General features: G+C 65.3%; 24 protein-coding genes. 6 read left to right on the top strand and 18 right to left on the bottom strand.

Going from position 1 to position 23,808, the window contains the following annotated elements:
• Positions 1-12: 12 nt before the first annotated feature.
• The 3 genes from arsB (at position 13) to ACJ7IV_RS05540 (ending at position 2,558) form a co-directional block, all read left to right on the top strand.
• Positions 13-1,122 (top strand): ACR3 family arsenite efflux transporter, encoded by a 1,110-nt coding sequence (gene arsB, locus ACJ7IV_RS05550; RefSeq protein WP_483866132.1) that lies wholly within the window; start codon positions 13-15, stop codon positions 1,120-1,122.
• Complete coding sequence (locus ACJ7IV_RS05545; RefSeq protein WP_483866131.1) at positions 1,107-1,388, top strand: CC/Se motif family (seleno)protein; 282 nt, start codon at positions 1,107-1,109, stop codon at positions 1,386-1,388. The genes arsB and ACJ7IV_RS05545 overlap by 16 nt, the downstream gene beginning before the upstream one ends.
• A gap of 132 nt (positions 1,389-1,520) precedes the next feature.
• On the top strand, positions 1,521-2,558 hold the full coding sequence (locus ACJ7IV_RS05540; protein ID WP_483865541.1) for an IS110 family RNA-guided transposase: 1,038 nt from the start codon (positions 1,521-1,523) through the stop codon (positions 2,556-2,558).
• 301 nt (positions 2,559-2,859) lie between these two features.
• Here ACJ7IV_RS05540 and ltrA read toward each other — a convergent pair whose 3' ends face one another.
• Complete coding sequence (gene ltrA / locus ACJ7IV_RS05535; protein WP_483866130.1) at positions 2,860-4,098, bottom strand: group II intron reverse transcriptase/maturase; 1,239 nt, start codon at positions 4,096-4,098, stop codon at positions 2,860-2,862.
• A 587-nt stretch (positions 4,099-4,685) separates the two neighbouring features.
• Positions 4,686-5,906, bottom strand: coding sequence for an RNA-guided endonuclease InsQ/TnpB family protein (locus tag ACJ7IV_RS05530; RefSeq protein WP_483866129.1), 1,221 nt, complete (start codon positions 5,904-5,906; stop codon positions 4,686-4,688).
• 190 nt (positions 5,907-6,096) lie between these two features.
• On the opposite strand from ACJ7IV_RS05530, the gene ACJ7IV_RS05525 reads away from it, so the two are divergent.
• Together ACJ7IV_RS05525 and ACJ7IV_RS05520 are read left to right on the top strand one after the other, a co-directional pair.
• Positions 6,097-7,446 carry a permease gene (locus ACJ7IV_RS05525; RefSeq protein ID WP_483866128.1) on the top strand — a complete coding sequence of 450 codons (1,350 nt, stop codon included), beginning with the start codon at positions 6,097-6,099 and terminating at the stop codon, positions 7,444-7,446.
• A gap of 43 nt (positions 7,447-7,489) precedes the next feature.
• Positions 7,490-7,723, top strand: a complete 234-nt coding sequence (locus ACJ7IV_RS05520; RefSeq protein WP_483866127.1) for a thioredoxin family protein — start codon at positions 7,490-7,492, stop codon at positions 7,721-7,723.
• A gap of 45 nt (positions 7,724-7,768) precedes the next feature.
• On the opposite strand, the gene ACJ7IV_RS05515 is transcribed toward ACJ7IV_RS05520, so the two are convergent.
• The 12 genes from ACJ7IV_RS05515 to ACJ7IV_RS05460 form a co-directional block, all read right to left on the bottom strand.
• The gene (locus ACJ7IV_RS05515) at positions 7,769-8,101 is read right to left on the bottom strand and encodes a chaperone modulator CbpM (RefSeq protein WP_483866126.1); all 333 of its coding nucleotides are present in this window, start codon (positions 8,099-8,101) and stop codon (positions 7,769-7,771) included.
• 3 nt (positions 8,102-8,104) lie between these two features.
• Positions 8,105-9,046, bottom strand: coding sequence for a DnaJ C-terminal domain-containing protein (locus tag ACJ7IV_RS05510; RefSeq protein WP_483866125.1), 942 nt, complete (start codon positions 9,044-9,046; stop codon positions 8,105-8,107).
• Positions 9,047-9,214: 168 nt separating this feature from the next.
• A complete protein-coding gene (locus tag ACJ7IV_RS05505) occupies positions 9,215-9,565 on the bottom strand; it encodes a metalloregulator ArsR/SmtB family transcription factor (RefSeq protein ID WP_483866124.1) in 351 nt (116 codons plus the stop codon).
• Positions 9,566-9,625: 60 nt separating this feature from the next.
• Entirely contained in the window at positions 9,626-10,852 is a 1,227-nt protein-coding gene (arsJ, locus tag ACJ7IV_RS05500) for an organoarsenical effux MFS transporter ArsJ (RefSeq protein WP_483866123.1), read from the bottom strand.
• Complete coding sequence (locus tag ACJ7IV_RS05495; protein WP_483866122.1) at positions 10,845-11,876, bottom strand: ArsJ-associated glyceraldehyde-3-phosphate dehydrogenase; 1,032 nt, start codon at positions 11,874-11,876, stop codon at positions 10,845-10,847. Before ACJ7IV_RS05495 ends, arsJ begins: the two co-directional genes overlap by 8 nt.
• 50 nt (positions 11,877-11,926) lie before the next feature.
• A complete protein-coding gene (locus tag ACJ7IV_RS05490; protein ID WP_483866121.1) occupies positions 11,927-12,349 on the bottom strand; it encodes an arsenate reductase ArsC in 423 nt (140 codons plus the stop codon).
• Between the two features lie 130 nt (positions 12,350-12,479).
• The gene (gene pstB, locus ACJ7IV_RS05485) at positions 12,480-13,316 is read right to left on the bottom strand and encodes a phosphate ABC transporter ATP-binding protein PstB (RefSeq protein WP_213312627.1); all 837 of its coding nucleotides are present in this window, start codon (positions 13,314-13,316) and stop codon (positions 12,480-12,482) included.
• A gap of 33 nt (positions 13,317-13,349) precedes the next feature.
• Positions 13,350-14,516 carry a phosphate ABC transporter permease PstA gene (pstA, locus tag ACJ7IV_RS05480; RefSeq protein WP_483866120.1) on the bottom strand — a complete coding sequence of 389 codons (1,167 nt, stop codon included), beginning with the start codon at positions 14,514-14,516 and terminating at the stop codon, positions 13,350-13,352.
• Positions 14,517-14,534: 18 nt separating this feature from the next.
• Positions 14,535-15,791 carry a phosphate ABC transporter permease subunit PstC gene (gene pstC, locus ACJ7IV_RS05475; protein ID WP_483866119.1) on the bottom strand — a complete coding sequence of 419 codons (1,257 nt, stop codon included), beginning with the start codon at positions 15,789-15,791 and terminating at the stop codon, positions 14,535-14,537.
• Between the two features lie 107 nt (positions 15,792-15,898).
• On the bottom strand, positions 15,899-16,909 hold the full coding sequence (locus ACJ7IV_RS05470; RefSeq protein ID WP_483866118.1) for a substrate-binding domain-containing protein: 1,011 nt from the start codon (positions 16,907-16,909) through the stop codon (positions 15,899-15,901).
• Positions 16,910-17,111: 202 nt separating this feature from the next.
• Positions 17,112-17,846: a sulfite exporter TauE/SafE family protein gene (locus ACJ7IV_RS05465; protein WP_483866117.1), complete on the bottom strand. Its 735-nt coding sequence runs from the start codon at positions 17,844-17,846 to the stop codon at positions 17,112-17,114.
• Positions 17,839-19,023, bottom strand: a complete 1,185-nt coding sequence (locus tag ACJ7IV_RS05460; protein WP_483866116.1) for a Bcr/CflA family multidrug efflux MFS transporter — start codon at positions 19,021-19,023, stop codon at positions 17,839-17,841. The genes ACJ7IV_RS05465 and ACJ7IV_RS05460 overlap by 8 nt, the downstream gene beginning before the upstream one ends.
• A 135-nt stretch (positions 19,024-19,158) precedes the next feature.
• Here ACJ7IV_RS05460 and tal point away from each other — a divergent pair, with 135 nt between their 5' ends.
• Positions 19,159-20,097 (top strand): transaldolase, encoded by a 939-nt coding sequence (gene tal / locus ACJ7IV_RS05455; RefSeq protein WP_483866115.1) that lies wholly within the window; start codon positions 19,159-19,161, stop codon positions 20,095-20,097.
• Positions 20,098-20,170: 73 nt separating this feature from the next.
• On the opposite strand, the gene ACJ7IV_RS05450 is transcribed toward tal, so the two are convergent.
• Genes ACJ7IV_RS05450 through ACJ7IV_RS05435 form a run of 4 tightly spaced genes read right to left on the bottom strand, consistent with a single transcriptional unit; the run spans position 20,171 to position 23,766 of the window.
• Entirely contained in the window at positions 20,171-20,683 is a 513-nt protein-coding gene (locus tag ACJ7IV_RS05450; RefSeq protein ID WP_161432683.1) for an STAS domain-containing protein, read from the bottom strand.
• Complete coding sequence (locus ACJ7IV_RS05445; protein ID WP_483866114.1) at positions 20,670-21,830, bottom strand: PP2C family protein-serine/threonine phosphatase; 1,161 nt, start codon at positions 21,828-21,830, stop codon at positions 20,670-20,672. The genes ACJ7IV_RS05450 and ACJ7IV_RS05445 overlap by 14 nt, the downstream gene beginning before the upstream one ends.
• Before the next feature lie 9 nt (positions 21,831-21,839).
• Entirely contained in the window at positions 21,840-22,619 is a 780-nt protein-coding gene (locus ACJ7IV_RS05440; RefSeq protein ID WP_483866113.1) for an MlaA family lipoprotein, read from the bottom strand.
• A 25-nt stretch (positions 22,620-22,644) separates the two neighbouring features.
• Positions 22,645-23,766, bottom strand: a complete 1,122-nt coding sequence (locus ACJ7IV_RS05435; protein WP_483866112.1) for a beta-ketoacyl-ACP synthase III — start codon at positions 23,764-23,766, stop codon at positions 22,645-22,647.
• Positions 23,767-23,808 lie beyond the last annotated feature (42 nt).

Raw genomic sequence — 23,808 nt, 5'->3', positions numbered from 1 at the left:
AGGAGTCTCACCATGACCACTCATCAGGAATCCCATTCGCCCAGCACCTCGGAGGGCATGGGGCTCTTCGAGCGCTTCCTCTCGGTGTGGGTGGCACTGGCCATCGTCGCCGGGGTGCTGCTCGGCCAGTTCGCTCCCGCGGTGCCCGAGACGCTATCGGGCTTCGAATATGCCCAGGTGTCGATCCCGGTGGCGATCCTGATCTGGGCGATGATCTTCCCGATGATGGCGCAGATCGACTTCTCCGCCGTGCTCGGCGTGCGCCGCCAGCCCAAGGGGCTGATCATCACCACCACGGTGAACTGGCTGATCAAGCCCTTCACCATGTTCGCCATCGCCTGGTTCTTCCTGATGGTGGTCTTCCAGCCTCTGATTCCCGAACCCCTGGCCAGCCAGTACCTGGCCGGCGCCATCCTGCTGGGGGCGGCGCCCTGCACCGCCATGGTCTTCGTGTGGAGCTACCTGACCCGCGGCGATGCCGCCTACACCTTGGTGCAGGTCGCCCTCAACGACCTGATCATGCTGTTCGCCTTCGCCCCCATCGTGGTCTTCCTGCTCGGCGTCTCCAACATCCCGATCCCCTGGGACACGGTGGCGCTGTCGGTCTTGCTGTATATCGTCATCCCACTCACCGCCGGCTACCTGACCCGGCGCATCCTGATCGCCCGCCGCGGCAGCGAGTGGTACGACAACGTCTTCATGAAGAAGGTGGGGCCGATCACCCCCATCGGGCTGATCATCACCCTGGTGCTGCTGTTCGCCTTCCAGGGCGATGTGATCCTCGAGGCGCCGCTGCATATCGTGCTGATCGCCATCCCGCTGATCATCCAGACCTTCCTGATCTTCTTCATCGCCTACGGCTGGGCCAAGGCCTGGAAGGTGCCCCACAGCGTGGCGGCCCCCGGCGCCATGATCGGCGCCAGCAACTTCTTCGAGCTGGCGGTGGCCGCCGCCATCGCGCTGTTCGGCCTGCAGTCCGGCGCGGCACTGGCCACGGTGGTGGGGGTACTGGTGGAGGTGCCGCTGATGCTGGCCCTGGTGCGCATCGCCAACAGCACTCGCCATCACTTTCCGGCCGCCACACCGCCGAGGCCAGGGGCTGAGCCATGGCCATCGAGGTGAGTGAGCGCGCCAGGGAATGGCTGAAGAAGAAGGGTGGCGTGGCCACGGTGCGGCTCTCTCCGCGCCACGGCTGCTGTGGCGGCGGGGCCGATATCGCCGTGGCCGAGGTCAGGGCGCCGGATGCGCCCGAGCGCTATACCCGCCTCGAGTTGGGGGATGTGACCGTATACATCGACCCGACGCTGGTCGACCAGGGCCTCAGGCTGGATGTCGAGGGCTTCCTGGGCCTTCGCCACCTCTTCGTGGACGGCGCCTCTCCCTGTTGACGCGGTATCGGGTCGGAGGGGGGCTAGCCCCCGTCCGCCCACACCACCAATGGGATGGAGTCCTCCCCCCCCACCCTCGGCGCCAATGCGCCACACTGAGAGGGTAAGGCCACCGGCTGAGGAGCGCATCCCATGAACATTACCCGCGTTGGTGTCGACATTGCCAAGTCTGTCTTCCATGTCCACGGCGTCGATCGTCATGATCAGGTTCAATGGCGCGGCAAATACAAGCGTGACAAGTGGCTGGAGGCCATCGTCAACCGTGTCCCGGCAGGCGCCGAGATCGGCATGGAAGCCTGCGCGTCGTCCCACCATTGGGCGCGTGCGCTGCAGGCGCGTGGCTATCGCGCCAAGCTGATCGCCGCCCAGTTTGTCAAACCCTACGTCAAGAGCAACAAGAACGATCGCGTGGATGCCGAGGCGATCTGCGAGGCCATGGGCCGCCCCCACATGCGCTTCGTGGCCGTCAAGACGGTCGCCCAGCAGGACGTGCAGGCGGCGCATCGCATCCGCAGTGAACTGGTTCAGCAACGTACCGCCAAGGCCAACCAGATTCGTGGCCTGATCGGCGAGTACGGGCTGGTGGCGCCCACCGGCATCGGCCAGCTGCGCGCGGCCCTGCCAGGCTGGCTGGAGGACGCCGAGAACGGTTTGACCGATGACTTCCGTGCCCTGTTGGCGGGGCTCGCCGAGGATCTGCGCCACCTTGATGACCGAATCGTCGCGGTGACAGAACGCATCGAGCGCCACGCCCAGACAGACCCTGTCGCCAAGCGGTTGATGGCCCTGCGTGGCGTCGGCATCTTGACCGCCAGCGCGTTGGCCGGCGCCCTGGGCGACGCCCAGGCCTTCAAGCGCGGGCGCGATTTTGCCGCCTCGCTGGGTCTGACACCCCGGCAACACAGCACGGGAGGACGCGACCGCCTGCTGGGCATCAGCAAGCGCGGCGATAGCTACCTACGAACCCTGCTGACGCATGGCGCGCGCGCCGTGCTGCGTTACAGCAAGGGCAAGGAGGACAACCTCAGCCACTGGGTCAGACAACTGGCTGAGCGCAAGCATGCCAACGTGGCGGTCATCGCGCTGGCCAACAAGACGGCGCGCATCGCCTGGGCGATCACACGTCACGACAGTGACTATGACCCTGAGTTGGCGGCGCATGTGGCGTAACACCAACCCATTCAATTTACTTGATTTACAGTGAGATAACCCACCATCACGATTGCTGAGCATGCTGCAGATGGCGCACAGGTCGAACCGACGTCAGCAAACCCCTATATGCCTAAGAGCGAGTTGCTCGTACCACCGATTGGGAGCTGGCGTGCGGATAGCCCATCAGGGTCCGATGCCGTTGGTATCATTAGAAAGACCGGATATACGTGTGCAGTCGTACCTACCGTCCATCGTGCCCATGCTTGCAAACGGGGAGGACTCCATATACGGGCAAACGGATCCGTACCACGGCGGTTGGTCAAGTGTTGGCAAACCGTTTCATGTAGAAACTTACACCACGGAAGCCTCGGGCGTGCCACCAACGGTTGTTCATCGCGAATCGTGTTCGATGGAGCTGGGCCAGGAACCACCAGCGCTTGTGCTGGCCGTACCCCTTGGCCTCCTCCACCGGGAGTCCGAGTTGAATCATCTTCCTGACCCGGGTTCGCGGCTTGAACCACTGTTTCATCAGGCACATCCGTAGACGGCTTCGGATCCAGCTGTCGAGGTCGGCAAATAACCGGCGTGTTTCCGCCAGCCGAAAGTAGCTCGTCCAGCCTCTGAGGTACTTGTCGAGGCGGGCCAGCTTGACCTCGATCGATTCTCGATCATGTCCTCGGGTCAGTTGCTTGACCCGTCTCTTGAAGCGCTTGATCGTCTCTGTGCTGCAGCGGATCCGGGGGTTGGCCATCCCAAGGAAGCCATATCCCAGGAAACTGCTGCGCGAGGCGGCCACGACGCGACTCTTACTCCGGTTCACCGGGAGTTTCAGCCGTGTCTCCAGAAAGGCGGTCGTGCTTTCCTTGACCCGGCGACCCGCCCGACGACTCTTGACGTAGACCTGACAGTCATCGGCGTATCGGCAGAACCGATGGCCTCTGGCGTCCAGTTCCTTGTCGAGATCATCGAGTAGGATATTGCTGAGCAAGGGACTCAGGGGAGACCCCTGAGGCGTGCCTTTCTCGCGCTGGCTGACGAGACCACCCATCATCATCCCCGATTGCAGGTAGCGGCGGATCAGGCCAAGCAAACGCTTGTCGGGAATCCGCTTCGCCAACCTGGCCATCAGGATGTCGTGGTTGACCTGGTCGAAGAACTTCTCCAGGTCGATGTCGACCACGATGTTGTGGCCCTGCTTGACGTAGTCATGGGCCTGCTCAATCGCCTGCCAGGCGTTCCGGCCCGGTCTGAAGCCGTAGCTTGAAGGTGAGAAATCCTTCTCGTAGTGAGGGCTGAGCACTTGATGGATGGCTTGCTGGATCAGACGGTCCACCACGTTGGGGATGCCCAACATGCGGTACTTCCCTTTCCCTTTCGGGATGTGAACCGTCCTGACCGGCCCTGGCTGATAGGTCCCTGTCCGGAGTGCTTCTTTGAGCTCCTGCCATGACGCTTTCAGAAAGTGCCCGGTCTCTTCAATGGTGCGTGTATCGGGGCCAGGGGCCCCTTTGTTGCGCTGCACCCGGCCCCATGCATCCGCCATATTGGCGCTGTCCAACACATCATCCATGGATACCGGGTAGCAGGGTTCACAAGGTCTCCAGCCTGCGGTCGGTCTGCCGCTGCCAGTAAACTGCGGTCGGTTGTCATCGCGTTGGTCAGAGATCACAGAGAGACCTTTCACTTGCCTTTGGCCCTTCGGTGGGATGTTGCCACCTACTATGGCCGCTGCTGACTTCCCTCACGCCCTTGCCTCCCCTCCCGCTGAGCGGTTGGCTTGGCTCCGGCGGTCGTGAGGGACCTCCCGGGGTAAGACGCACATCTTTCCCGCCATGTAGCCGCCTCATATACGTGCTGCGCTGCCGTGTTGGGATGAGCTTTGTGTTCTTCAGCACACTCACTCTACGCAGCCCGCCTCCTATGAGATTCGTGTTCCTCGGCTCGGCGGTTTGCCGCAGGCTTCCTTCAGATTCCACCTCGCGATGGACACCCTTGCCGTATAGGCTAACAGCTACTCCCAACTTCACTGCTCGGGACTTTCACCCTATAGATGTGCGCCGTGCCCGGCGCACTGACGTCCTCCCCTCCCTCAGCTGCTTAGGCAGCTGCCGCCTGCGGCGGAAAGGAAGGGGATTCCTACGGCGCTCAGGCGCGGCATTGAGCCGCTCCTGAGTCGCTTCGGTGGGTTCCTGCTGCTGGCGGCCTTAGTGCACCACTCACTTCACAGGCTAACCGGGCGTGCCCCGCCCTTAATACATTGATGGCGCCGACATGATCGGCATTGGCCGCAAAGCCGCATTCGACGCAAGCAAACCGGGCCTGACTGCGCCGGTTCTCGGCGGCGACATGACCACACTTGGGGCAGGTGCGGCTGGTGTTGTGCGGTGGCACAACGACAAGATGCGCCCCGCGCCAGGCCAACTTGTAGTCGAGCTGGCGGCGGAACTCGTACCACCCCTGATCGAGGATCGAGCGGTTGAGGCCAGACTTCTGCCGGATCTGGCGGCCTGGCTGCTCGACACTGCCTCTGGCCGAGCGCGACATGTTGCCTACCTGCAGGTCTTCCAGCACCACGAGCGCGTGGTTTTGGCTGATCGTGGCGGAAGCCTTGTGCAGGTAGTCGCGCCGGGCATTGGCGATGCGAGCCTGGATTTTCTGGACGCGGCCCTTGGCCTTCTTCCAGTTGTTGCTGAACTTGACCTTGCGGCTCATGGCTTGCTGCGCCTTGCGCAGTGCCGTCTGGTGTTTCTTGAAGCTATTGAGTGGTGCCAGGTAGCTGCCATCGGAGAGCGTAGCGAACCGCGCCACGCCCGTGTCGATGCCCACGGCACCGCCAGTCGGCGTCGGCACTGCGACCTCGCGCTCGGTCTGGATCGAGACGAACCATCGCCCCGCTGACTGGCTGACGGTGACGTTCTTGACCGTCCCCAGCACCTCACGGCTCTTGCGGAAGCGTAACCAGCCGAGCTTGGGCAGGTAGAGCCGCCGGTTGCCCTGGTCGAGCCGGATCTGCTTGGGATCGGGATAGCGGAAGCTGTCGCGCTGCCCCTTCTTCTTGAACCGCGGGAAGTCGGCCCGCTTGGCGAAGAAGTTAGCGTAGGCGCGATCCAGATCCTTCAGCGATTGCTGGAGCGGGTGGATCGGGCCATCCCGGAGCCAAGGTGTCTCGGCGCTATTGCGCCAGCCGGTGAGCTGCTTGCACAAGGCGGCATAGCTGAGCTTCTTGTCACCGGCTTCATACCGTTCCTTTTGCAACGCCAGGCCCCGGTTGAACACGAAGCGGGCCATGCCGGCGAACTGGCGCATTTTCCGCACCTGCTCCCCGTTGGGCATCAGTTCGTATTTGAAGGCCTGGAGGCGTTGCATGGCGATCCGGTGACTGTAACTATATCCAGTATTATAGGAGGCCTTCGGCGTCCGCGCTACCCTTCCCCGCACTAGAAGTACGGGGCATGCCGCGCATTCTGGTCAAGGCGGCAACAAGTCCCGCTTTTAAATATATGCATAGACATATATATTGAAGGTACCGATCGACGCCTACGACACGAGGCCTCTCATGCCGGACACTCAACCCGCTGCCCCCTTTGCCAGGCGACTGCTGTGGCTGGCCAGGGAGAACCCCGACCAGGTCCGCTGGATCGGTGCCGTGGTGGGCATCTTCCTGCTGATCTACTTCCTGCCCGCCGGCACCGCACGATTCGACAACGCCGTGCTGGAGGGCATCCGCCTGACCCACTGGTACGCCCAGGAACATGTGATCCTCTGCCTGCTGCCGGCCTTCCTGATCGCCGGCGCCATGGCCGCCTACCTGAGCCAGGGCGCGGTGATGCGCTACCTGGGCCCGGCGGCGCCCAAGCCGGTGGCCTTCGGCATGGCCTCCGTGTCGGGGATGCTGCTGGCGGTTTGCTCCTGCACCGTACTGCCGCTGTTCGGCGGCATCTACAAGCGCGGCGCGGGCCTGGGGCCGGCGGTAGCCTTCCTCTACTCGGGGCCGGCGATCAACGTCATGGCGGTGGTGGTCACCGCCAAGGTACTGGGCCTGGAGCTGGGCCTGGCGCGGGCCATAGGCGCCATCGTCTTCGCGGTGGTGATCGGCGTGATCATGCACCTGATCTATCGCCGCGAGGAGCTGGCGCGCAGCCAGCAGAATGCCCGCGGCTTCGGCGTCGATGACGACGGCCGTCCACTGGGCCAGGTAGCGGCCTTCTTCGGCCTGATGATCGGCATCCTGGTATTCGCCAACTGGGCCGCGGCCGACAGCCCCACCTGGATGGCCATCCACGCCTTGAAGTGGCAGATCACCGCCGTACTTGCCGGGCTCTTCGCCCTGCTGCTGATGCGCCGCTGGGGTTGGCCGCTGCGCCAGGTGGCGATGCTGGCCGGTGCCGTGGTGCTGGCCGCCCTGCTGGTGCCGGGCGTACCGGAGCTGGCCTTCGCGGTGGGCATCATCGGCATCATGCTGATCGCCACCCTGCGCGAGGATGATCGTGAGTGGGCCGAGCAGAGCTGGGACTTCACCAAGCAGATCATGCCGCTGCTGCTGGCCGGGGTCTTCGTTGCCGGGCTGCTGCTGGGGCGGCCCGGCGAGGAGGGGCTGATCCCCTCCGAGTGGGTGGTGATGGCGGTGGGCGACAATGGTTTCCAGTCCACCTTCCTGGCCTCGCTGCTGGGCGGCTTCATGTACTTCTCGACCCTCACCGAGGTGCCCATCGTCCAGGGCCTGATCGGCAACGGCATGGGCAAGGGCCCGGCGTTGGCGCTGCTGCTGGCCGGCCCCGCACTGTCGCTACCCAACATGCTGGTGATCCGCACCATCATGGGTACCCGGAAGACCCTGGTCTACTGCACGCTGGTGGTGGTCATGGCGACCCTGACCGGCTATCTCTACGGACAGCTGTGGCCATGACGCCCAGCATTTCCAAACCCGACGATTGCAAGAGGAGCACACCATGAAACTGAGCATCTACGGCAAGGGCTGCAAGAAGTGCGAGCAGCTGACCGCCAACGCCCAGCAGGCCGCCGAGACCCTGGGCCTCACCGTCGAGATCGAGAAGGTCATCGACATGAACGCCATCATCGACAAGGGGGTGATGCGCACCCCGGCACTGGGCATCGACGGCGAGGTGGTACTCGAAGGCAAGGTGGCAAGCCCCGAGGAGCTCGAGGCACTGCTCAAGACCTGAGCACGACAGCCTTCGAGGATTGGTGAACCCGCCGGCGGCGTGACCTCAGCTTCCAGGCGGTGCTGGGTCATCCACCAGTCCCGCGGCTCGCAGCCGCTCCCTCAGGCGCTGGTTCTCCTCGATCAGGTCGGCGGCCAGGGCGGCGAGCTCGGGCGCTGCCTCGAAGTCGCGCTCCAGCTGACTCATTCGGCGGGCACGCGTCAGGTCATGACTGGTGAAACGCCAGCTCGCCACATAGGGCGAGCCATCGGCCAGCAGGCCGCTCTCGATGCGCTCGATGACCCAGTCGGTGTCTACCGAGCAGGCACGGGCCAGATCCTCGAGGGTCAGGGTCACCTCGTCGACCAGTTCACCGCTGACGATATGCTGCTGGGCCATGACCTAGCCTCCCCTGCGTTGGCGCGGATTGAAAGCCAGTTCATCCGCCATGGTGGCATAGAGCTCCCGGGCCCTGTCGGTATCGGCCGGTGGCAGCACGACCTCGAGTTCCACATACAGATCACCCGGCTCCGGCCCCGGGATACCCCGCCCCTTGAGACGCAACCGGCGACCGGTCTGCGACCCGCCGGGTACCTTGAGCTTCACCGGTCCCGAGGGTGTCGGGGTTTCGATGCTGGCTCCCAGGGCGGCCTCCCATGGCGTCACCGGCACCCTTTGATACACGTCTCGCCCCTCCACCCGATACCGGGAATCCGGCCTGAAATGGATCTCCAGATAGAGGTCACCCGCCGGACCACCGCCGAGGCCGGGACTCCCCTGGCCAGCGAGGCGAATATGCTGGCCCTCCTTCACTCCCTTGGGGATACGCACGCTCAGGGTGTGCTCCCGGGAGACCACGCGGCCCTGTGAGTCGACCTCGGGCACGTGCAGGACGATCTCGCGGGTCGCGCCCTGAAAGGCATCCAGCAGGTCGATGTTGATCTTGGCGTGGCGATCCTCGCCGCGCATTTGATAGCCACGCCCTCCTCGCCCTGCCCGGCCCCCCTGACCGAACAGGTTGGCGAAGAAGTCACTGAACTCCCCGAGGTCGGCCTCCTCGAAGCCTCGGCCGCTGAACTCGAAGCCGGCATCCCAGTCCGGGGGTGGCTGGAAATCCTGGCCCGATCGATACTGCTGGGCCAGCTGGTCATAGGCGAGCCGCTTCTCCGGATCGGAGAGCACCGCCTTGGCCTCGTTGATCTCCTGCATGCGCTGGGCAGCGTCGGGCTCCTTGCTGATGTCGGGATGATACTTGCGCGCCAGTTTGCGGTAGGCCTTCTTGATCTCCTCGGCCGTCGCGGTCTTTGCCACCCCGAGCACCTGGTAGTAATCCTTGAATTCCACGTGTTGAAGCTCCGGCAAGGGGCAAATGCCATCCTGAAGCACGATGCCACGGGCCCCACTCCTGAAAGGATCCAGCCACTAGTCCCAAGACTAGTCGAAAATGCTCGAGGGCAGGTGACGGGTGGGCATGGGACGGTTGAGGGTGAAAGGCGAAAGACCCGGCATGCCTCAGCACATCGCCAGGCGACGATCCGGCCGATTACCCATGCTGGCCAGGCGATTCTTCAGCAGGCCAAGGCGCTCCCCCTGGCCCTGCCGGGCGGCCGTCAGAACATCCTCAGCCCACTCCGGTAGCGCCGGTACCAGTCCGTAGTAGACCCACTGCCCTTCGCGCCGGTCGCTGAGCAACCCGCAGTTGCGCAGCTGGGCGAGGTGACGCGAGACCTTGGGCTGGGAAACCTCCAGGGCATGAGTCATCTCGCAGACGCACAGCTCCCCCTCGCTCAGTATCAGCAGGGTCAGCATCAGGCGCGTCTCGTCACTCAGGCACTTGAACAGGTGTAGCGGGTCCAGCGACATCGGGATTTCCTTGCTCGAGGCTTCTGGCCATTCTACGCCACGGCTAGCGCTGGGCGAAGTTCAGGGCTGGGCGTCTCGCGGCAATGCCAGGGCCATGAAGGCACTTGCCGCCACCAAGGCGGACGAGATCCACAGACAGGCGGCTAGCCCGTACTCCTGATAGACCCAGCCGGAGAGCAGCGTGCCGGCGAGCCGCCCCATGGCATTGGCCATGTAGTAGAAGCCCACGTCCATGGAGACCCCATCGGCGCGGGCATAATGGACGATCAGGTAACTGTGCCAGCTGGAGTTGATGGCGAACAGCACGCCGAAGGCCAACAGGCCCGCCACCAGCCAGCCCACCTCGGCCAGGGGCAACAAGGCCAGCAGCGCCGGCAGGCCCGCCAGCATCAGGGCCCAGAACACGGTGATGCCGCGCGCCCCGCCCTTGACCAGGCCGGTAAGGCGCGGCGCCTGGGTCTGCACCCCGCCGTAGCCGATCACCCACACCGCCAGCAAGCCCCCCACGGTCCAGTGGCTCCAGCCATGCTGCTCATAGAGGAACACCGGCAGCGCCACCACGAACCACACATCCCGGGAGGCGAACAGGCAGAGTCTTGCCGCCGAGAGCACATTGATGGCCCGAGACTTGGAGAACACCTCGGAGAACTTCGGCTTGCGCTTCTGGCGACCCAGGTCGGCCTTGAGCCGGGCCAGCGACAGGCCGAGTACCGCCACCAGCATCACCGCCATGGCAATCACCGCCCCACGGAAGCCGATCAGCGACAGCAGCAGCCCGCCGAGGAAGAAGCCGGCGCCCTTGAGCGCGTTCTTTGAGCCGGTGAGGATCGCCACCCAGCGATAGAGGGCAGAGCCAGCGCTGGGGCTGTCCTTGGGCACCAGCACCTTGACCGCGCTCTTGGCGCTCATCTTGTTGAGGTCCTTGGCGATGCCAGAGAGCGCCTGCGCCGCCATCACCCAGGGAACGCTGAGCGCCGCCGCCGGCACCATCAGCATGGCCAAGGCCACGATCTGCAACCCGAGTCCGACGTTCATGGTGCGGTTGAGCCCCAGGCGTGCGCCCAACCACCCACCCACCAGGTTAGTGACGACCCCGAAGGCCTCGTAGAAGAGGAACAGCAGCGCCACTTCCAGCGGCGAGTAGCCCAGCTGGTGGAAATAGAGCACCACCAGCATGCGCAGGGCGCCGTCGGTGAGGGTGAAGGCCCAGTAGTTGCCGGTGATCAGCAGGTACTGGCGCACCTCGTAGGGCAGTGCCTTGACGCGTGAAGCGAGCGATTCAGCCACGTACCACCTGCTCGCTCCCTACTTTCAGGACCAGCTCGGCGGTGCGGTTGGCATAGCCCCACTCGTTGTCGTACCAGGCGTAGAGCTTGAGCTGGGTGCCGTTGATGACCATGGTCGATAGCGCATCGATGATCGAGCTGCGCGGGTCGGTGCGGTAGTCGATGGAGACCAGCGGGCGCTCCTCATAGCCCAGGATGCCGGCGAGCTCGCCTTCAGCTGCCTGTTTCAGGGCCCCATTCACTTCCTCCACCGTCACTTCGCGCTCGAGTTCGAAGACCATGTCGGTGAGAGAGGCGTTGGCCAGCGGCACGCGGATGGCGTGGCCATTCAGCTTGCCAGTCAGCTCCGGGAAGATGGCGGTGATCGCCTTGGCGGAGCCGGTGGTGGTGGGAATCAGGCTCATGCCGCAAGCCCGCGCGCGCCTGAGATCCTTGTGGGGAGCGTCGAGGATCGTCTGGGTATTGGTGATGTCATGCACCGTGGTCATGGAGCCATGGCGGATGCCAAAGGTTTCCTGGATCACCTTGACCACCGGCGCCAGGCAGTTGGTGGTGCAACTCGCCGCGGTAACGATGCGATGGATCTCGGGGTCATACTGATTGTCGTTGACCCCTACCACCACGTTGAGCACGCCCTCCTCCTTCACCGGCGCGCTGACCACCACCCGCTCGACACCCAGGTCGAGGTAGGCCTGAAGCTTGTCCTTCGTCTTTATCTTGCCGGAACACTCGATGACCACCCGGCAGTCGGACCAGTCGCTCTCTTCCAGGGCCCGGTCGGCACTGAAGGCGATTCGCTGACCGTCGATCACAATGGTGTCATCCTCGGCCCGGATGCCCTGCCCCGGCGACCACTGGCCGTGGACGGAGTCGAACTCGAGGAGGTGGGCGAAGGTGGCGGTATCGCCGCCCGGGTCATTGATGCGCGCAAGCTTCACCTCGCCGGCCGCGACGCGAGGCCAGAGACTGCGCAGCACCAGGCGCCCGATGCGCCCGAAGCCGTTGATGCCGATGGATAGGGTCATGATCGTCTCCCGTTGGAAATCCCGCTGTGTGAGCTTGCCTGTCTCGAGTCTCAGTCCCGGGCGTCGCGTGCCTTGATCTGCAACCACAGCGACAGGCGATGACGGATCTCGTTGAGGGCCTGCTCGTAGGCATCGGCGCGCCCGATCAGGCGCGGGTCGCGAATATCCCAGTAGAGATGCTCATCGCTTTCGCCCTGCCAGTCACGACATGCCTGCTGGGCCTTGTCGCAGAGCACGATCACCGCCGCGAAGTGCTCGCCAGCGAAGGCGTCAAGCGACTTGCTGGCCAGCCCCGCCGTGGAGATGCCCTGCTTCTCCAGGGCCGCCAGGGTCAGCGAGTGGGGTTCATCCGGTTCGCTGCCCGCGCTGAAGGCCTCGAAACGATCGCCGGCCAGGTGGCGCAGCAGGGCCTCGCCCATCAGCGAGCGGGCGGAATTGGCATTGCACAGGAAGAGCACGCGCTGCTTGTCCATGGGAAGTGGCCTCTGATGACATATGGAATTTCATATATAAAGCCAACGGATGTCAATCGCATGACAGCCACAGATGACGACGGGGAGGCCGAAGCCTCCCCGTCGCAATCGCCTGGTCATCGCCTTGGCGTCAACCGTAGCGCCCGGTGATGTAGTCCTCGGCCTTCTTGGTGGCCGGGTTGGAAAACATCGTCTTGGTGTCGTTGTACTCGATGATCTCACCCAGGTGGAAGAAGGCAGTGTAGTCCGCCACCCGCGCCGCCTGTTGCATGTTGTGGGTCACCGTGATGATGGTGAACTGCTCCTTGAGACGGTCCATCAGATCCTCGATGGTGGCGGTGGAAATCGGGTCCAGCGCCGAGGTCGGCTCGTCCATCAGGATCACGTCGGGTTGTACGGCGATGGCTCGGGCAATGCACAGGCGCTGCTGCTGACCGCCAGAGAGCGAGGTACCGGGCTGGTGCAGCTTGTCCTTGACCTCCTCCCACAGGCCGGCGTCACGCAGCGCCTTCTCCACCAGCTCGTCCTGCTCGGGCTTGCGGCTCACCAGGTCGTGCATGCGCGGGGCGTAGGCGATGTTCTCGTAGATCGACTTGGGGAAGGGGTTGGGTTTCTGGAACACCATCCCCACGCGGCGGCGTAGCGCCACCTCGTCCATCTTCACCTGGTTGACGTCACGACCGTCCATCTCCACCAGTCCCTCGATACGCACGCTGGGGATCAGGTCATTCATGCGGTTGAGGCAGCGCAGGAAGGTCGACTTGCCGCAGCCGGAGGGGCCGATAAGCGCGGTGACATTCTTCTGGAACAGGTCGATATTCAGCCCCTTGAGGGCCTGGCTCTCGCCGTACCAGAGGTTGAGGTCGCGCACGCGGATGCTCAGGTCGTGGCACGCCGACTCGTTGCGGGTATGGGGCTGGCCCACCTCGGGCGCGGCGCTGGCGGTATGACGGGGAGCGGCTTGCATGTTCATGTCGGATTCCTCTGTGGCGTGCCGGGCTTACCAGCGACGCTCGAATTTCTTGCGCAGGATGACGGCGGTCGCGTTCAGGAAGATCAGGATGCTCAGCAGGACCAGGATGCCCCCGGCGGTCTTCTCGACAAACGCCTTGTCGGGCTCCCCTGCCCAGGTGAAGACCTGCGCCGGCAGCACGGTGGCCGCCTCGGTGAAGGAGGCCGAGACATCGGGAATGAAGGCCACCATACCGACGATGATCAGCGGCGCGGTCTCGCCCATGGCCTGGGCCAAGCCGATGATGGAGCCGGTCATGATGCCGGGCATCGCCAGCGGCAGCACGTGGTCGCGCACCACCTGCCAGCGCGAGCAGCCCACCCCGAAGGCGGCGTGGCGGATGGAATCCGGCACACTGCGCAGGGCCGTGCGGGTGGCAATGATGATCACCGGCAGGGTCATCAGCGCCAGGGTCATGCCACCCACCAGCGGTGACGACCGCGGCACCCCGAAGAAGTTGATGAAGATCGCCAGACCCAGCAGGCCGAACAGGATCGAGGGAATCGCCGCCAGGTTATTGATATTGATCTCGATGAACTGGGTAAAGCGGTTGTCGGGAGCAAACTCCTCCAGATAGACCGCGGTCATCACCCCGATGGGGAAGGCGATGGCCAGGGTCACCAGCATGGTCATCACCGTGCCCACCGCGGCGGAGAGGATGCCCGAGGCCTCCGGCATCTTGGAGTCGCCGGTGGTGAAGAAGTTGGTGTTGAACCTGAGCTCGACGCGCCCTTCGGCCAGCAGCTCGTCGACCCGCTTTACCTGCTGGTCATTCAGCTTGTGGCGATGCCCCTTGAGGTACTGATCGACCTGGGCGTCGGCGAGCACCCAGCGGCTCTCGCTGGTGCCCAGCAGTTCGGGATTCTCGCGCATCTGCACCGGGATCATGCGCTCGAAGGTACGGCTAACCAGGCGCGACAGGTCGGGATCCAGGGCGGCACGCCCCATGCGGCTTGCATCCTCGTTGTAGTCGATCTCCACCTGGATCTGGGCCTGCTGGAAGGCCGGCAGGCCCTTGCCCAGCATGTCGGAGAAGAACCACAGGAGGAACAGGCCGGCCAGCCCCAGGGCGCCCATGGAGATCCACTTCAGCCGCGCCGAGCGGCGATGGCGCTTGCGCAGCTGGGAGCTGATCTCGTCGAAGGTTTGACTCATCTCGGCGATTCCTCGGCGTTACAGGTTATTGACGCGATACTTCTCGCGGAAGCGACGGATCATCAGCACCGAGACCAGGTTCAGGCTCAGGGTCACGGCGAAGAGCACCAGGCCCAGCGCGAAGGCGGACAGCGTCTCGGCGCTCTCGAACTCCAGGTCCCCGGTCAGCGCCGCCACGATGCGCACCGTCACCGTGGTCATGTCCTCGAAGGGGTTGGCGGTGAGGTTGGGGCGCATGCCCGCGGCCATCACCACGATCATGGTCTCGCCCAGCGCCCGGGAGACCGCCAGCAGCGAGGCGGAGATGATCCCCGGCAGCGCGGCGGGGATGACCACGTCGCGAATGGTCTCGCCCTTGGTCATGCCCAGCGCCAGTGAACCCTGACGCATGCTGTCGGGCACCGAGTTGATCACGTCGTCGGAAAGCGAGGAGATGAAGGGGATGATCATGATGCCCATCACCACACCCGGTGCCACGGCGTTGTTGTAGGCGGCATCTACGCCGAAGAAGCCGGCGATATCGACGATCAGCGGCGCCACCGTGATGGCGGCGAAGAAGCCGTAGACCACGGTAGGAATGCCCGCCAGCACCTCGAGGGTCGGCTTGGCCAGGGTGCGCACCCGCGTCGGCGCGAACTCGGCCATGTAGATGGCCGACAGCAGGCCGACGGGAATCGCCACCAGCATGGCGATGGCGGTGATCATGAAGGTGCCGGCGAACAGCGGCACGGAACCGAACTGGGCGCCGGTTGCGCCCTCCTCGGCACGCCCGGCGGCGGCCAGGAAGCTGGCGCCCGGGTTCCAGACCGTGCCGGTGATGAAGTCCCAGAAGCTGTGCATCTGGAAGAAGCGCAGTGCCTCGAAGACGATCGACACCAGGATGCCGAAGGTGGTCAGGATCGAGATCATGGCCGCGGTGACCAGCACCCAGCGAATCACCCGTTCGATCGCCTGGCGGGCGTGGAAGTCGGGCCTCACCTGGCGCATGCCGACCATCAGGCCCACGGCGGCCATGACCAGGCTGCCGGCGAGCAGATAGGGAGTGGGGATCTCGGCACCCAGCAGCAGCAGCACGAAGGCGCCAACGGCGCTGACCACGATGGCGGGCCCGGCGGTGGCGAGCACGGCGAACCAGGCGTACTGATCGGGTTGGGCGTACATGGCCGTGCCGGAGGCGCGCACCCGTGCGGCCTTGGCACGACCCAGGAAGAAGGCTATCAGACCCAGCAGCAGCAGGACGCCGCTGAACAGTGTGAGGAGTTGGTCGGTCTGCATAGGGCTCTCTCGGTGACTGTCTACGGCAGCCAAGGCTGCCGGAACGTGAGACGGCCGGCAGCCTGGGCTGCCGGCCGGGTCAGGCGTCCTTGCCCGAAGAATTTCCCTTACAGATCGGAGACCTGCAGTTTGGCGCGGTTGGCGACCTTCTCGCGGGTCTGCTCGCGCTCGGCCTCGGGCAGCGGAATCAGGCCCAGATCACCCAGGTAGCCGCCCTCGCCGATCATGGTCTCGGAGACGAACATGTCGACGTAGTCATACAGCGGCGGCACTTCCTCGGCATGCTGGTTCTTGACGTAGAACCACAGCGAGCGCGCGATCGGATAGTCGCCGGAGCTGATCGCCTCGGGCTCGGCCGCGACGCCGTCGATATTGGCGGCGATCAGGGCGTTGGGGTTCTCTACTAGGAAGGAGTAGCCGAAGATGCCGAAGGCACCGGTGTCCTCGGTGAGGCGCTGGACGATCAGGTTATCGTTCTCGCCGGCATCGATATAGGCACCGTCGGAGCGGATATCGGTGTAGCCCTCGCCGCCGTAGGCTTCCATCTCCTCGGAGGCGGCTTCCATCACCAGCTCCTCGAAGGCGTCACGGGTGCCGGAGGTGCTGGGCGGGCCGTAGATGGAGATCTCGCGCTCCGGCAGGGAGGCGTCGATGTCGCTCCACATCTGGTAGGGGTTTTCGACCAGCTCGCCGTCCACCGGCACCTTGGCGGCCACGGCCAGGAACAGCTGCTCGAGGGTCAGGTCGACGCCCTCGTTCTCGCTGGACTGGGCGAAGACGATACCGTCGGAGCCGATCTTGACCTCGGTGACGTCGGTCACGCCGTTCTCGATGCAGCGCTCGACCTCGGAGGCCTTGATGCGACGCGAGGCGTTGGAGATATCCGGAGTGCCCTCACCCACGCCGTTGCAGAACAGGCGGATGCCGCCACCGGAGCCGGTGGACTCGATGACCGGTGTCGGGTTGCCGCTCACGGCGCCGAACTCTTCGGTCACGTAGCTGGCGAACGGGTAGACGGTGCTGGAGCCGACGATGCGGATCTGGTCACGGGCGTGGGCCACGGTGGCCACACCCATGACGGCGGCGGCAATGGCAGTGGTCTTGAGGATGCGATTCATGGAGCGATCTCCTGATGAGGACAGTGTGCAACCTTTACGGGTGACACCTTGCCCCAGCCAGATGACAGCTTTATGACATTGCCATCCTGATCGCTGGGGAGGTCGACCCCGCTGCAGGGCACACCTTGCCGCAGGCAGATGACAGCTCCATGACACTGTAGGCCACGGTGGCGAGAAAATCCGCGGCCACAGGCAATTCGGGTTACAGCAGCAGCCCAAGGGCCGCGAGGGTGCAGAGCGACAGCGATGCTCCCTGCAGCAGACGCCGGTCAAGACGATGGGCGACACGGCCGGCCAGCCAGCTGCCGGCCAGCACGCCCGGGGCGAAGCTCAGCGCCATGCCGAAATGCCAGGGATGGATCAGTCCCGCCGGTGCCAGGGTGGCCAGCGTCATCAGGGCCGTGACCACAAAGAAGGCCGAGAGTGTGCCGCGCAGACGCGCCGGCGAAAAACCATGCAGCAACAGCACCATGGGCGGCCCGCTCAACGCTGCCACGGTACCGAAGACCCCCGAGAGGATGCCCGCCCCGAACAGGGTGGCACGGTTGACCGGCAGGCGGAAGCGGAACAGGGTCACCGCCACCGCGAACAGCACGCTGCCGGCGATCAGCTTTTCCAGCACCGCCATGGGGGCGGCTAGCAACAGCCACAGCCCCAGGGCGTTGCCGGGAACCCGCCCGATCAGGGCCATGCCGACCTCGGCCAGACGCACCTCGCGCCAGTAGTGGCGCAGCGTGGTCAGCGCCACCGTGAAGCCGAACAGCACCAGGACCACCGGTACCAGACGCGGCTCCAGCATCAGCAGCAACGGTGCTCCCACCACCGCCAGGCCGAAGCCGGTGGCACGCTGCACGAAGGCACCCAGCGCCAGCACCGCAGCGCAACCCAGCCACACCGCGGGGCTCATGTCGGCCCAGGCCAGCAGAGCCTCAGGCATGGTCGCCACGGCCCGCCAGCAGGCGTATCCCCAGGTTGGCCAGCAGGGTGGCCCCCAGCATGGTGCCCACCATGGGCCAGGCACTGTCGATCTCGAAGGCACCCACCAGGACCCCGGCCAGGGCCCCGCAGGAGAACTGGATACTACCCTGCAGGGCCGCCGCAGTAGCACTCATGTGCGGGAAACGGTCGAGCAGCGAGGTAATGGCGTTGGGCGCCACCAGCCCGATGGTGCCGGCAAACAGCATGATCAGCGGCACCATGGTGTACAGCGACTCCAGTCCAGTGGCCACCATGAAGGTCAGCCCGAAACCGGCAGTCAGCTGGATCCCCAGCCCCAGGCGCAGGTTCTGCAGGGGGGTGCGCCAGCGTAGCAGGCGGATATTGAGACGGTTGGCGGCCACCATGACCACCACATTGACGCCGAACACCAGCGGATAGAGCGATGGCGTCAGGCCGAAGTGTTCCAGGTAGAGAAACGGGGAGGCGGTGACGAAGGCGAACAGCCCGGCAAACGACATCGAGGCGGCAGCGATGAAGCCCATGGCGTTCCGATCTCGCAGCACACTGACGTAGTTGGCCAGTACCGTGACCAGCGTCGCCGCGGAGCCGCCGGGGGGCCGCGTCTCCGGCAGCTTGGTGCCCAGCAGCCACATCAGGAAGCCGGCGTAGGCGGCCAGGAACACGAAGATCAGCCACCAGTCGGCGAGATAGAGCAGCCCGCTGCCCACCACCGGCGCCACCAGCGGGGCCATCAGCATGATGATGGCCATGGTCGACATCACCTTGGCGGCCTCGCTGCCCTTGAAGCAGTCACGCACGATGGCCGCCGAATTGACCACCGTGGCGCCCCCCCCCAGCGCCTGCACGAAGCGCCAGCCCAGCAGCTCACCCAGCGAGCCCACCGTGGTGATCACCAGGCTGGCCAGCAGGAAGACCACCAGCCCGCCGAGCAGCACCGGCTTGCGCCCGACCCGGTCGGAGATCGGGCCGAACACCAGCTGCCCCAGGGCGAAGCCGGCCAGGAAGGTGGAGAGCGACAGCTCGCTGTGGTGGATGCTGGCGCCCACGTCATCCGCCAGGGCGGCCATGGCCGGCAGATAGGCATCGATGGCGAAGGGAGCAAGCGCGGTATTGGCCGCGACCAGCAGCGCCAGGCGGCGGGCAGTGAGCGTCAAGGCGACTCCTCGCAGAGCAGATGAAAGTCTTTGATAGGCTGCAAATGATAAACGATTATACGCACGCCTGCCGGGAGCTGTTCGCTCCCCGACCGGCTTGCTAGAGTGGGAAACCGATTCATGGAGGAGCCCATCATGGCCGACGACCTGCTGACACAACTCAAGGCAATGACCACGGTGGTCGCCGACACCGGCGATATCGAGGCGATTCGCCGCTTCCAGCCCACCGATGCCACCACCAACCCCTCGCTGATCCTGCAGGCGGCCCAACAGGAGGCACGCCGCAGCCGGCTGGCCGAGATCGCCCGGTCAGCCACCGACCTCGACGACGCCCTGGATGCCGTGGCGGTGGAGATCGGCAGCGAGATCAGCGGCCTGGTACCGGGCTATGTCTCCACTGAGGTGAGCGCACGCCTCTCCTTCGATACCGACGCCACCCTGGCCCGGGCCCACTCGCTAATCGAGCGCTACGCTCGCCACGGCGTGGGTCGTGAACGCATCCTGATCAAGGTCGCCGCCACCTGGGAGGGCATCCGCGCCGCCCAGCAGCTGGAGCGCGAGGGCATCCACACCAACCTTACCCTGCTGTTCAGCTTCGCCCAGGCCCAGGCCTGTGCCGATGCCGGAGTCACCCTGATCTCCCCCTTCGTGGGGCGCATCCTCGACTGGCACAAGGCGCAGCAGCCGGAGGCCGACTTCAGCGACGACAACGACCCCGGCGTGCGCTCGGTGAAGCGCATCTACGAACACTACAAGGGCCATGGCTACCAGACCATCGTGATGGGCGCCAGCTTCCGCAACAGCGGCGAGATCAAGGCCCTGGCAGGCTGCGACCGCCTGACCATCTCCCCCGCCCTGCTCGAGGAGCTCGCCGAGACCTACGGCCCTCTCGAGCGCCGGCTGACGCCCCAGGACGCCGAGACCCGTCCTCCGGAGCCTCTGGACGAGGCGGAGTTCCGCTGGGCCTTCAACGAGGATGCCATGGCCACCGAGAAGCTGGCCGAGGGGATTCGCAAGTTCATGGCCGACCAGCGCAAGCTGGAAAGCCTGCTGGGGGAGCTGAGAAAAGGCTAGGGCAAAGGGGCCCGGGGCAGTTGTCGCGCCGCCTGCTGGTACCGAGGGGTATGCTGCCCGGCCCCACTGGCCGTCACTGCTGGTGGGAGGAGCCCTCCTCCTGAGCCTCGAGCATCTCGACGAGGGGCTGGAACTCCTCGCGGTTATGCTCATTCATGCGCATCAGGATGCGATGGGCCTCGAGGATACGCCGACGCGTCTCGTCGACGTCGGTGGGAATCTCCGGCAGGTCGCAGAGCTCGCAGGTCTCGGTGATGGGTGACTCCACCATGGTGAAGTAGCGCGCGAAGCCCATCACGTCCAGCATGCGCTGCACATCGGGATTGTCGGCAACGATGGTGGGCCGCTCGGCCAGCCGCCCCTGCACGGCCATGGCCACCTTGGCCAGGAAGCCCAGGGCGGTGGAGTCCACGTTGCTGGCGTCACGCAGGTCGATGATCAGCGTCTCGAGACCGGGCGTCTGCGCCAGCTGCTGGGCCTGACGGTCCAGGGTGGCACAGAGGGTGAGCCGCACGTCGCCGCACAGCTTGAGGACGAATACGCCGGCATCGAATGCCGCCTTGATACGTCCTTCAGGAATCAGCATGGCCAAATCCGCTCAACATCATGATCGTCAGGTCATCGGGCAAGGCTTCCTCGCCCGGCGTGAGGTCAAGGGCCAGATTGGCCCTCAGGTCCGCCAGCGTCGCGCTGGCTTGGACCTGCTGCTCGAGTTCCCTGAGCCGCGAGTCGAGCGTATCGCCCGGCAGGCACTCCAATACTCCATCCGAACACAGCCACAGGTGGAAATTCCCGGGTAGCGAGCAGCCCAGCGTGGGGTACTCGGCGCCCGGAAACAGCCCCACCGGCATGCCTTCGCCGGCCAGGGTGGTCACCTTGCCATCCACCACCAGCAGGGGCATGGGCAGCTGCGCGCCCAGCGAATAGTGCAGATAGCGACGCTCGAGGTCAATGATACCCACGAACAGGGTGGCATGCTTGCCGATGCCGGTGTCCAGCAGCTCGCGGTTGAGATCCCCCAGCCAGCGTGCCGGCAGCGCCTCGGGGTGCTCGCCGTCCCACTCGTTCTGCCAGCGATTCGCCAGGTACTTGAGCAGCACGGTGACGAAGGCCGAGGAGGCCCCGTGGCCCGAGACATCGGCGAAATAGAACAGCAGGAAGCGCTCGTCGAGCAGATGGAAATCGAGGAAGTCCCCAGAAAGATAGAGGTAGGGCGCGAACCAGTAATCGCAGGTCACCCCACCCAGGGTCTGGGGCCGCGGGGGCAGCATCTTGCGCTGGATCTGACCGCCGGCCTGCTGGTCGAGGCGCAGCATCGCCAGGTGGGTCTCCAGGGTCTCGTTGAGCTCCTCCAGGCGCGTCTGGTCCTCGCGGCGCGCCTCCTCCAGGGCTCGCAGGCGGATCACCTTCCGGATCATGCGGCGCAGCAGCTGGCCGTGCCTGCAGGGCTCGACGATATAGTCCACCAGCCCCGCATCCACCGCCGAGAGCAGGTCGGGGGCGTCGCGGGTATCGCTCACCACCAGGGTCGGCAGGCGCTCGCAGAGCCCTGGCCAGTCGCTGGCGGGTACCGCCCGCACGTGAGCCACCACCAGGTCGACGCCGGTGGGCAGCTCCTCGGCACGGCTCACCGCCACCACCGCCAGACCGTCCCGGGCGATGGTCTCGGCCAGCGCATCACGGGCCGGGCCGGGCTCGTCGATCACGCCGATTAGCTGCTTGGGACGGTCCATGGTCAGGCCTCAGTCGGCAAAAGCGTCGTCGAAGTCGGCATCGTCGAAGTCGAACTCGTCGCTGGCGAAGGGGTCGTCACCCAGCTCGCCGTCGCTGACCTCGAAGCGGCGCTGCTGCAGCCAGGCGTCGCGGATGAAGCTGTAGCGATCACCCTGGATCAGCGCCTCCTGGTCGAGCAGCCCCGCCCGAGTGTCGATCACACGCAGTGCCGTCAGCGCCAGGCTGGTCTCGTCATCGTCGATGTAGGTGGTCGGATAGGCGTACATGTCCGCAGGCAGGCCGCCGGTATCGCGCAGGGTACTCGGCCCCAGCAACGGCAGCACCAGGTAGCGTGACTCCTCCCAGCCCCAGGCACCCAGGGTCTGGCCGAAGTCCTCCTCGTCGCCGGTGATCTCCATGCGGCTGGCCACGTCCCAGAGGCCCGCCACACCCACCGTGGTGTTGATGATGAAACGCGAGGTGGCGATGCTGGCATTGCGCACCTTGCCCTGCAGCAGGCTGTTGAGGACGGTACGCGGCTCACCCAGGTTGGAGAAGAAGTTGCCCACCCCGGTCTCCACCGGATCCGGCGTGATGAAGCGATAGCCCCGCGCCACCGGCTTCAGGGCATAGCGGTCGAGCACATCGTTGAAGGCGAATACCTTGCGGTTGAAGCCCTCCCAGGGGTCGGCGGGGTTTGGCTCCCGGTCGACCCCGCCACCGCTCGCGCAGCCCGCCAGCATGGCCGTCGCGGCCAGTGCCACGACCCCGCCCAGCAGCCGTTTTCCCTGTGCCTTGCCATCACTCATCGTCATCTCCCTTGCGTTGTCCATGTCAGGCGCGCCGCACCACCACGCTGCCGGCACTGTAGCCGGCACCGAAGGAGCAGATCACCCCACTGTCGCCGGCGGCCAGGTCATCGCGATGCAGGTGGAAGGCGATGATCGAGCCCGCCGAACTGGTATTGGCGTAGCGGTCAAGGATCACCGGCGCCTCGCGCTCGTCGGGGTCACGCCCCAGCACGCGACGCGCGATCAGGTCGTTCATGTGGCGGTTGGCCTGGTGCAGCCACAGGCGTGTCAGGTCGTCGCCGGAGAGGCCCAGGCTCTGCAGGTGATCGCCGATCAGTGACGCCACCATGGGGCACACCTCCTTGAAGACCCGCCTGCCCTCCTGCACGAACAGCTTGTCCACGGCCAGCGGATCGGCATCGGTGACCCGATTGAGGAAGCCTGAGTTGTTGCGGATGGCATTGGAGAAGCGCGTCACCAGGCGGGTGCCGAGGATCTCGAAGCGTGACTCGGCGCTGGCCAGGTCATCGCGCTCCAGCACGATGGCGGTACAGGCGTCGCCGAAGATGAAGTGGCTGTCGCGGTCACGAAAGTTGAGATGTGCCGAGCAGATCTCGGGGTTGACCACCAGTGCGCGGGTAGCGTTGCCGGCGCGGATGGCGTTGGCCGCCGTCTCGATGGCGAAGGTCGCCGAGGAGCAGGCCACGTTCATGTCGAAGGCGTAGCCACCGGCCCCCAGCTCGGCCTGCAGCTCCACCGCCAGCGCCGGATAGGGGCGCTCCAGGTTGGAGCAGCCGACGATCACCAGGTCGATATCGGCGGCCGCCACGCCGGCGCGCTCGAGCGCCTCGCCGGCGGCCCTGGCGCCCATCTCGCACTGGATCGAGGGCTCGTCGTTGCTGCGTTCGCGCAGCCGGGGACGCATGCGCTCGGGGTCGAGGATGCCCTCGGCATCCAACACATGGCGACTGTGAATACCCGACGCCTTGACGATGAACTCGCTGCTGGAGTGCGCCAGGGGCTCGCGCTCCCCGGCCGCGATCGCCTCGGCATGGCGCGCGTTATCGGCGTCCACCCAGGCGTTGAACGAGGCCACCAGGGCATCGTTGTCGATGCTCTGCTCCGGCGTGAAGAGTCCCGTGCCGGTGATCACCACTTGATTCATGCAGTTCTCCTTGCGGCGGCCGCTGCCACCCTGGTCGTCGCG

Source organism: Halomonas sp. C10-5, assembly GCF_057169305.1.
Note: the sequence above shows the minus strand (reverse complement) of the source record. Positions and strands in the feature narration are given on the sequence as shown.

Bases quoted from the DNA above. Each gene is read 5' to 3' on its own strand.
- arsB (WP_483866132.1), top strand. From the start codon at position 13: ATGACCACTCATCAGGAATCCCATTCGCCCAGCACCTCGGAGGGCATG.
- ACJ7IV_RS05545 (WP_483866131.1), top strand. From the start codon at position 1,107: ATGGCCATCGAGGTGAGTGAGCGCGCCAGGGAATGGCTGAAGAAGAAG.
- ACJ7IV_RS05540 (WP_483865541.1), top strand. From the start codon at position 1,521: ATGAACATTACCCGCGTTGGTGTCGACATTGCCAAGTCTGTCTTCCAT.
- ACJ7IV_RS05530 (WP_483866129.1), bottom strand. From the start codon at position 5,906: ATGCAACGCCTCCAGGCCTTCAAATACGAACTGATGCCCAACGGGGAG.
- ACJ7IV_RS05525 (WP_483866128.1), top strand. From the start codon at position 6,097: ATGCCGGACACTCAACCCGCTGCCCCCTTTGCCAGGCGACTGCTGTGG.
- ACJ7IV_RS05520 (WP_483866127.1), top strand. From the start codon at position 7,490: ATGAAACTGAGCATCTACGGCAAGGGCTGCAAGAAGTGCGAGCAGCTG.
- ACJ7IV_RS05515 (WP_483866126.1), bottom strand. From the start codon at position 8,101: ATGGCCCAGCAGCATATCGTCAGCGGTGAACTGGTCGACGAGGTGACC.
- ACJ7IV_RS05505 (WP_483866124.1), bottom strand. From the start codon at position 9,565: ATGTCGCTGGACCCGCTACACCTGTTCAAGTGCCTGAGTGACGAGACG.
- ACJ7IV_RS05495 (WP_483866122.1), bottom strand. From the start codon at position 11,876: ATGACCCTATCCATCGGCATCAACGGCTTCGGGCGCATCGGGCGCCTG.
- ACJ7IV_RS05490 (WP_483866121.1), bottom strand. From the start codon at position 12,349: ATGGACAAGCAGCGCGTGCTCTTCCTGTGCAATGCCAATTCCGCCCGC.
- pstB (WP_213312627.1), bottom strand. From the start codon at position 13,316: ATGCAAGCCGCTCCCCGTCATACCGCCAGCGCCGCGCCCGAGGTGGGC.
- pstA (WP_483866120.1), bottom strand. From the start codon at position 14,516: ATGAGTCAAACCTTCGACGAGATCAGCTCCCAGCTGCGCAAGCGCCAT.
- pstC (WP_483866119.1), bottom strand. From the start codon at position 15,791: ATGCAGACCGACCAACTCCTCACACTGTTCAGCGGCGTCCTGCTGCTG.
- ACJ7IV_RS05470 (WP_483866118.1), bottom strand. From the start codon at position 16,909: ATGAATCGCATCCTCAAGACCACTGCCATTGCCGCCGCCGTCATGGGT.
- ACJ7IV_RS05465 (WP_483866117.1), bottom strand. From the start codon at position 17,846: ATGCCTGAGGCTCTGCTGGCCTGGGCCGACATGAGCCCCGCGGTGTGG.
- tal (WP_483866115.1), top strand. From the start codon at position 19,159: ATGGCCGACGACCTGCTGACACAACTCAAGGCAATGACCACGGTGGTC.
- ACJ7IV_RS05450 (WP_161432683.1), bottom strand. From the start codon at position 20,683: ATGCTGATTCCTGAAGGACGTATCAAGGCGGCATTCGATGCCGGCGTA.
- ACJ7IV_RS05445 (WP_483866114.1), bottom strand. From the start codon at position 21,830: ATGGACCGTCCCAAGCAGCTAATCGGCGTGATCGACGAGCCCGGCCCG.
- ACJ7IV_RS05440 (WP_483866113.1), bottom strand. From the start codon at position 22,619: ATGAGTGATGGCAAGGCACAGGGAAAACGGCTGCTGGGCGGGGTCGTG.
- ACJ7IV_RS05435 (WP_483866112.1), bottom strand. From the start codon at position 23,766: ATGAATCAAGTGGTGATCACCGGCACGGGACTCTTCACGCCGGAGCAG.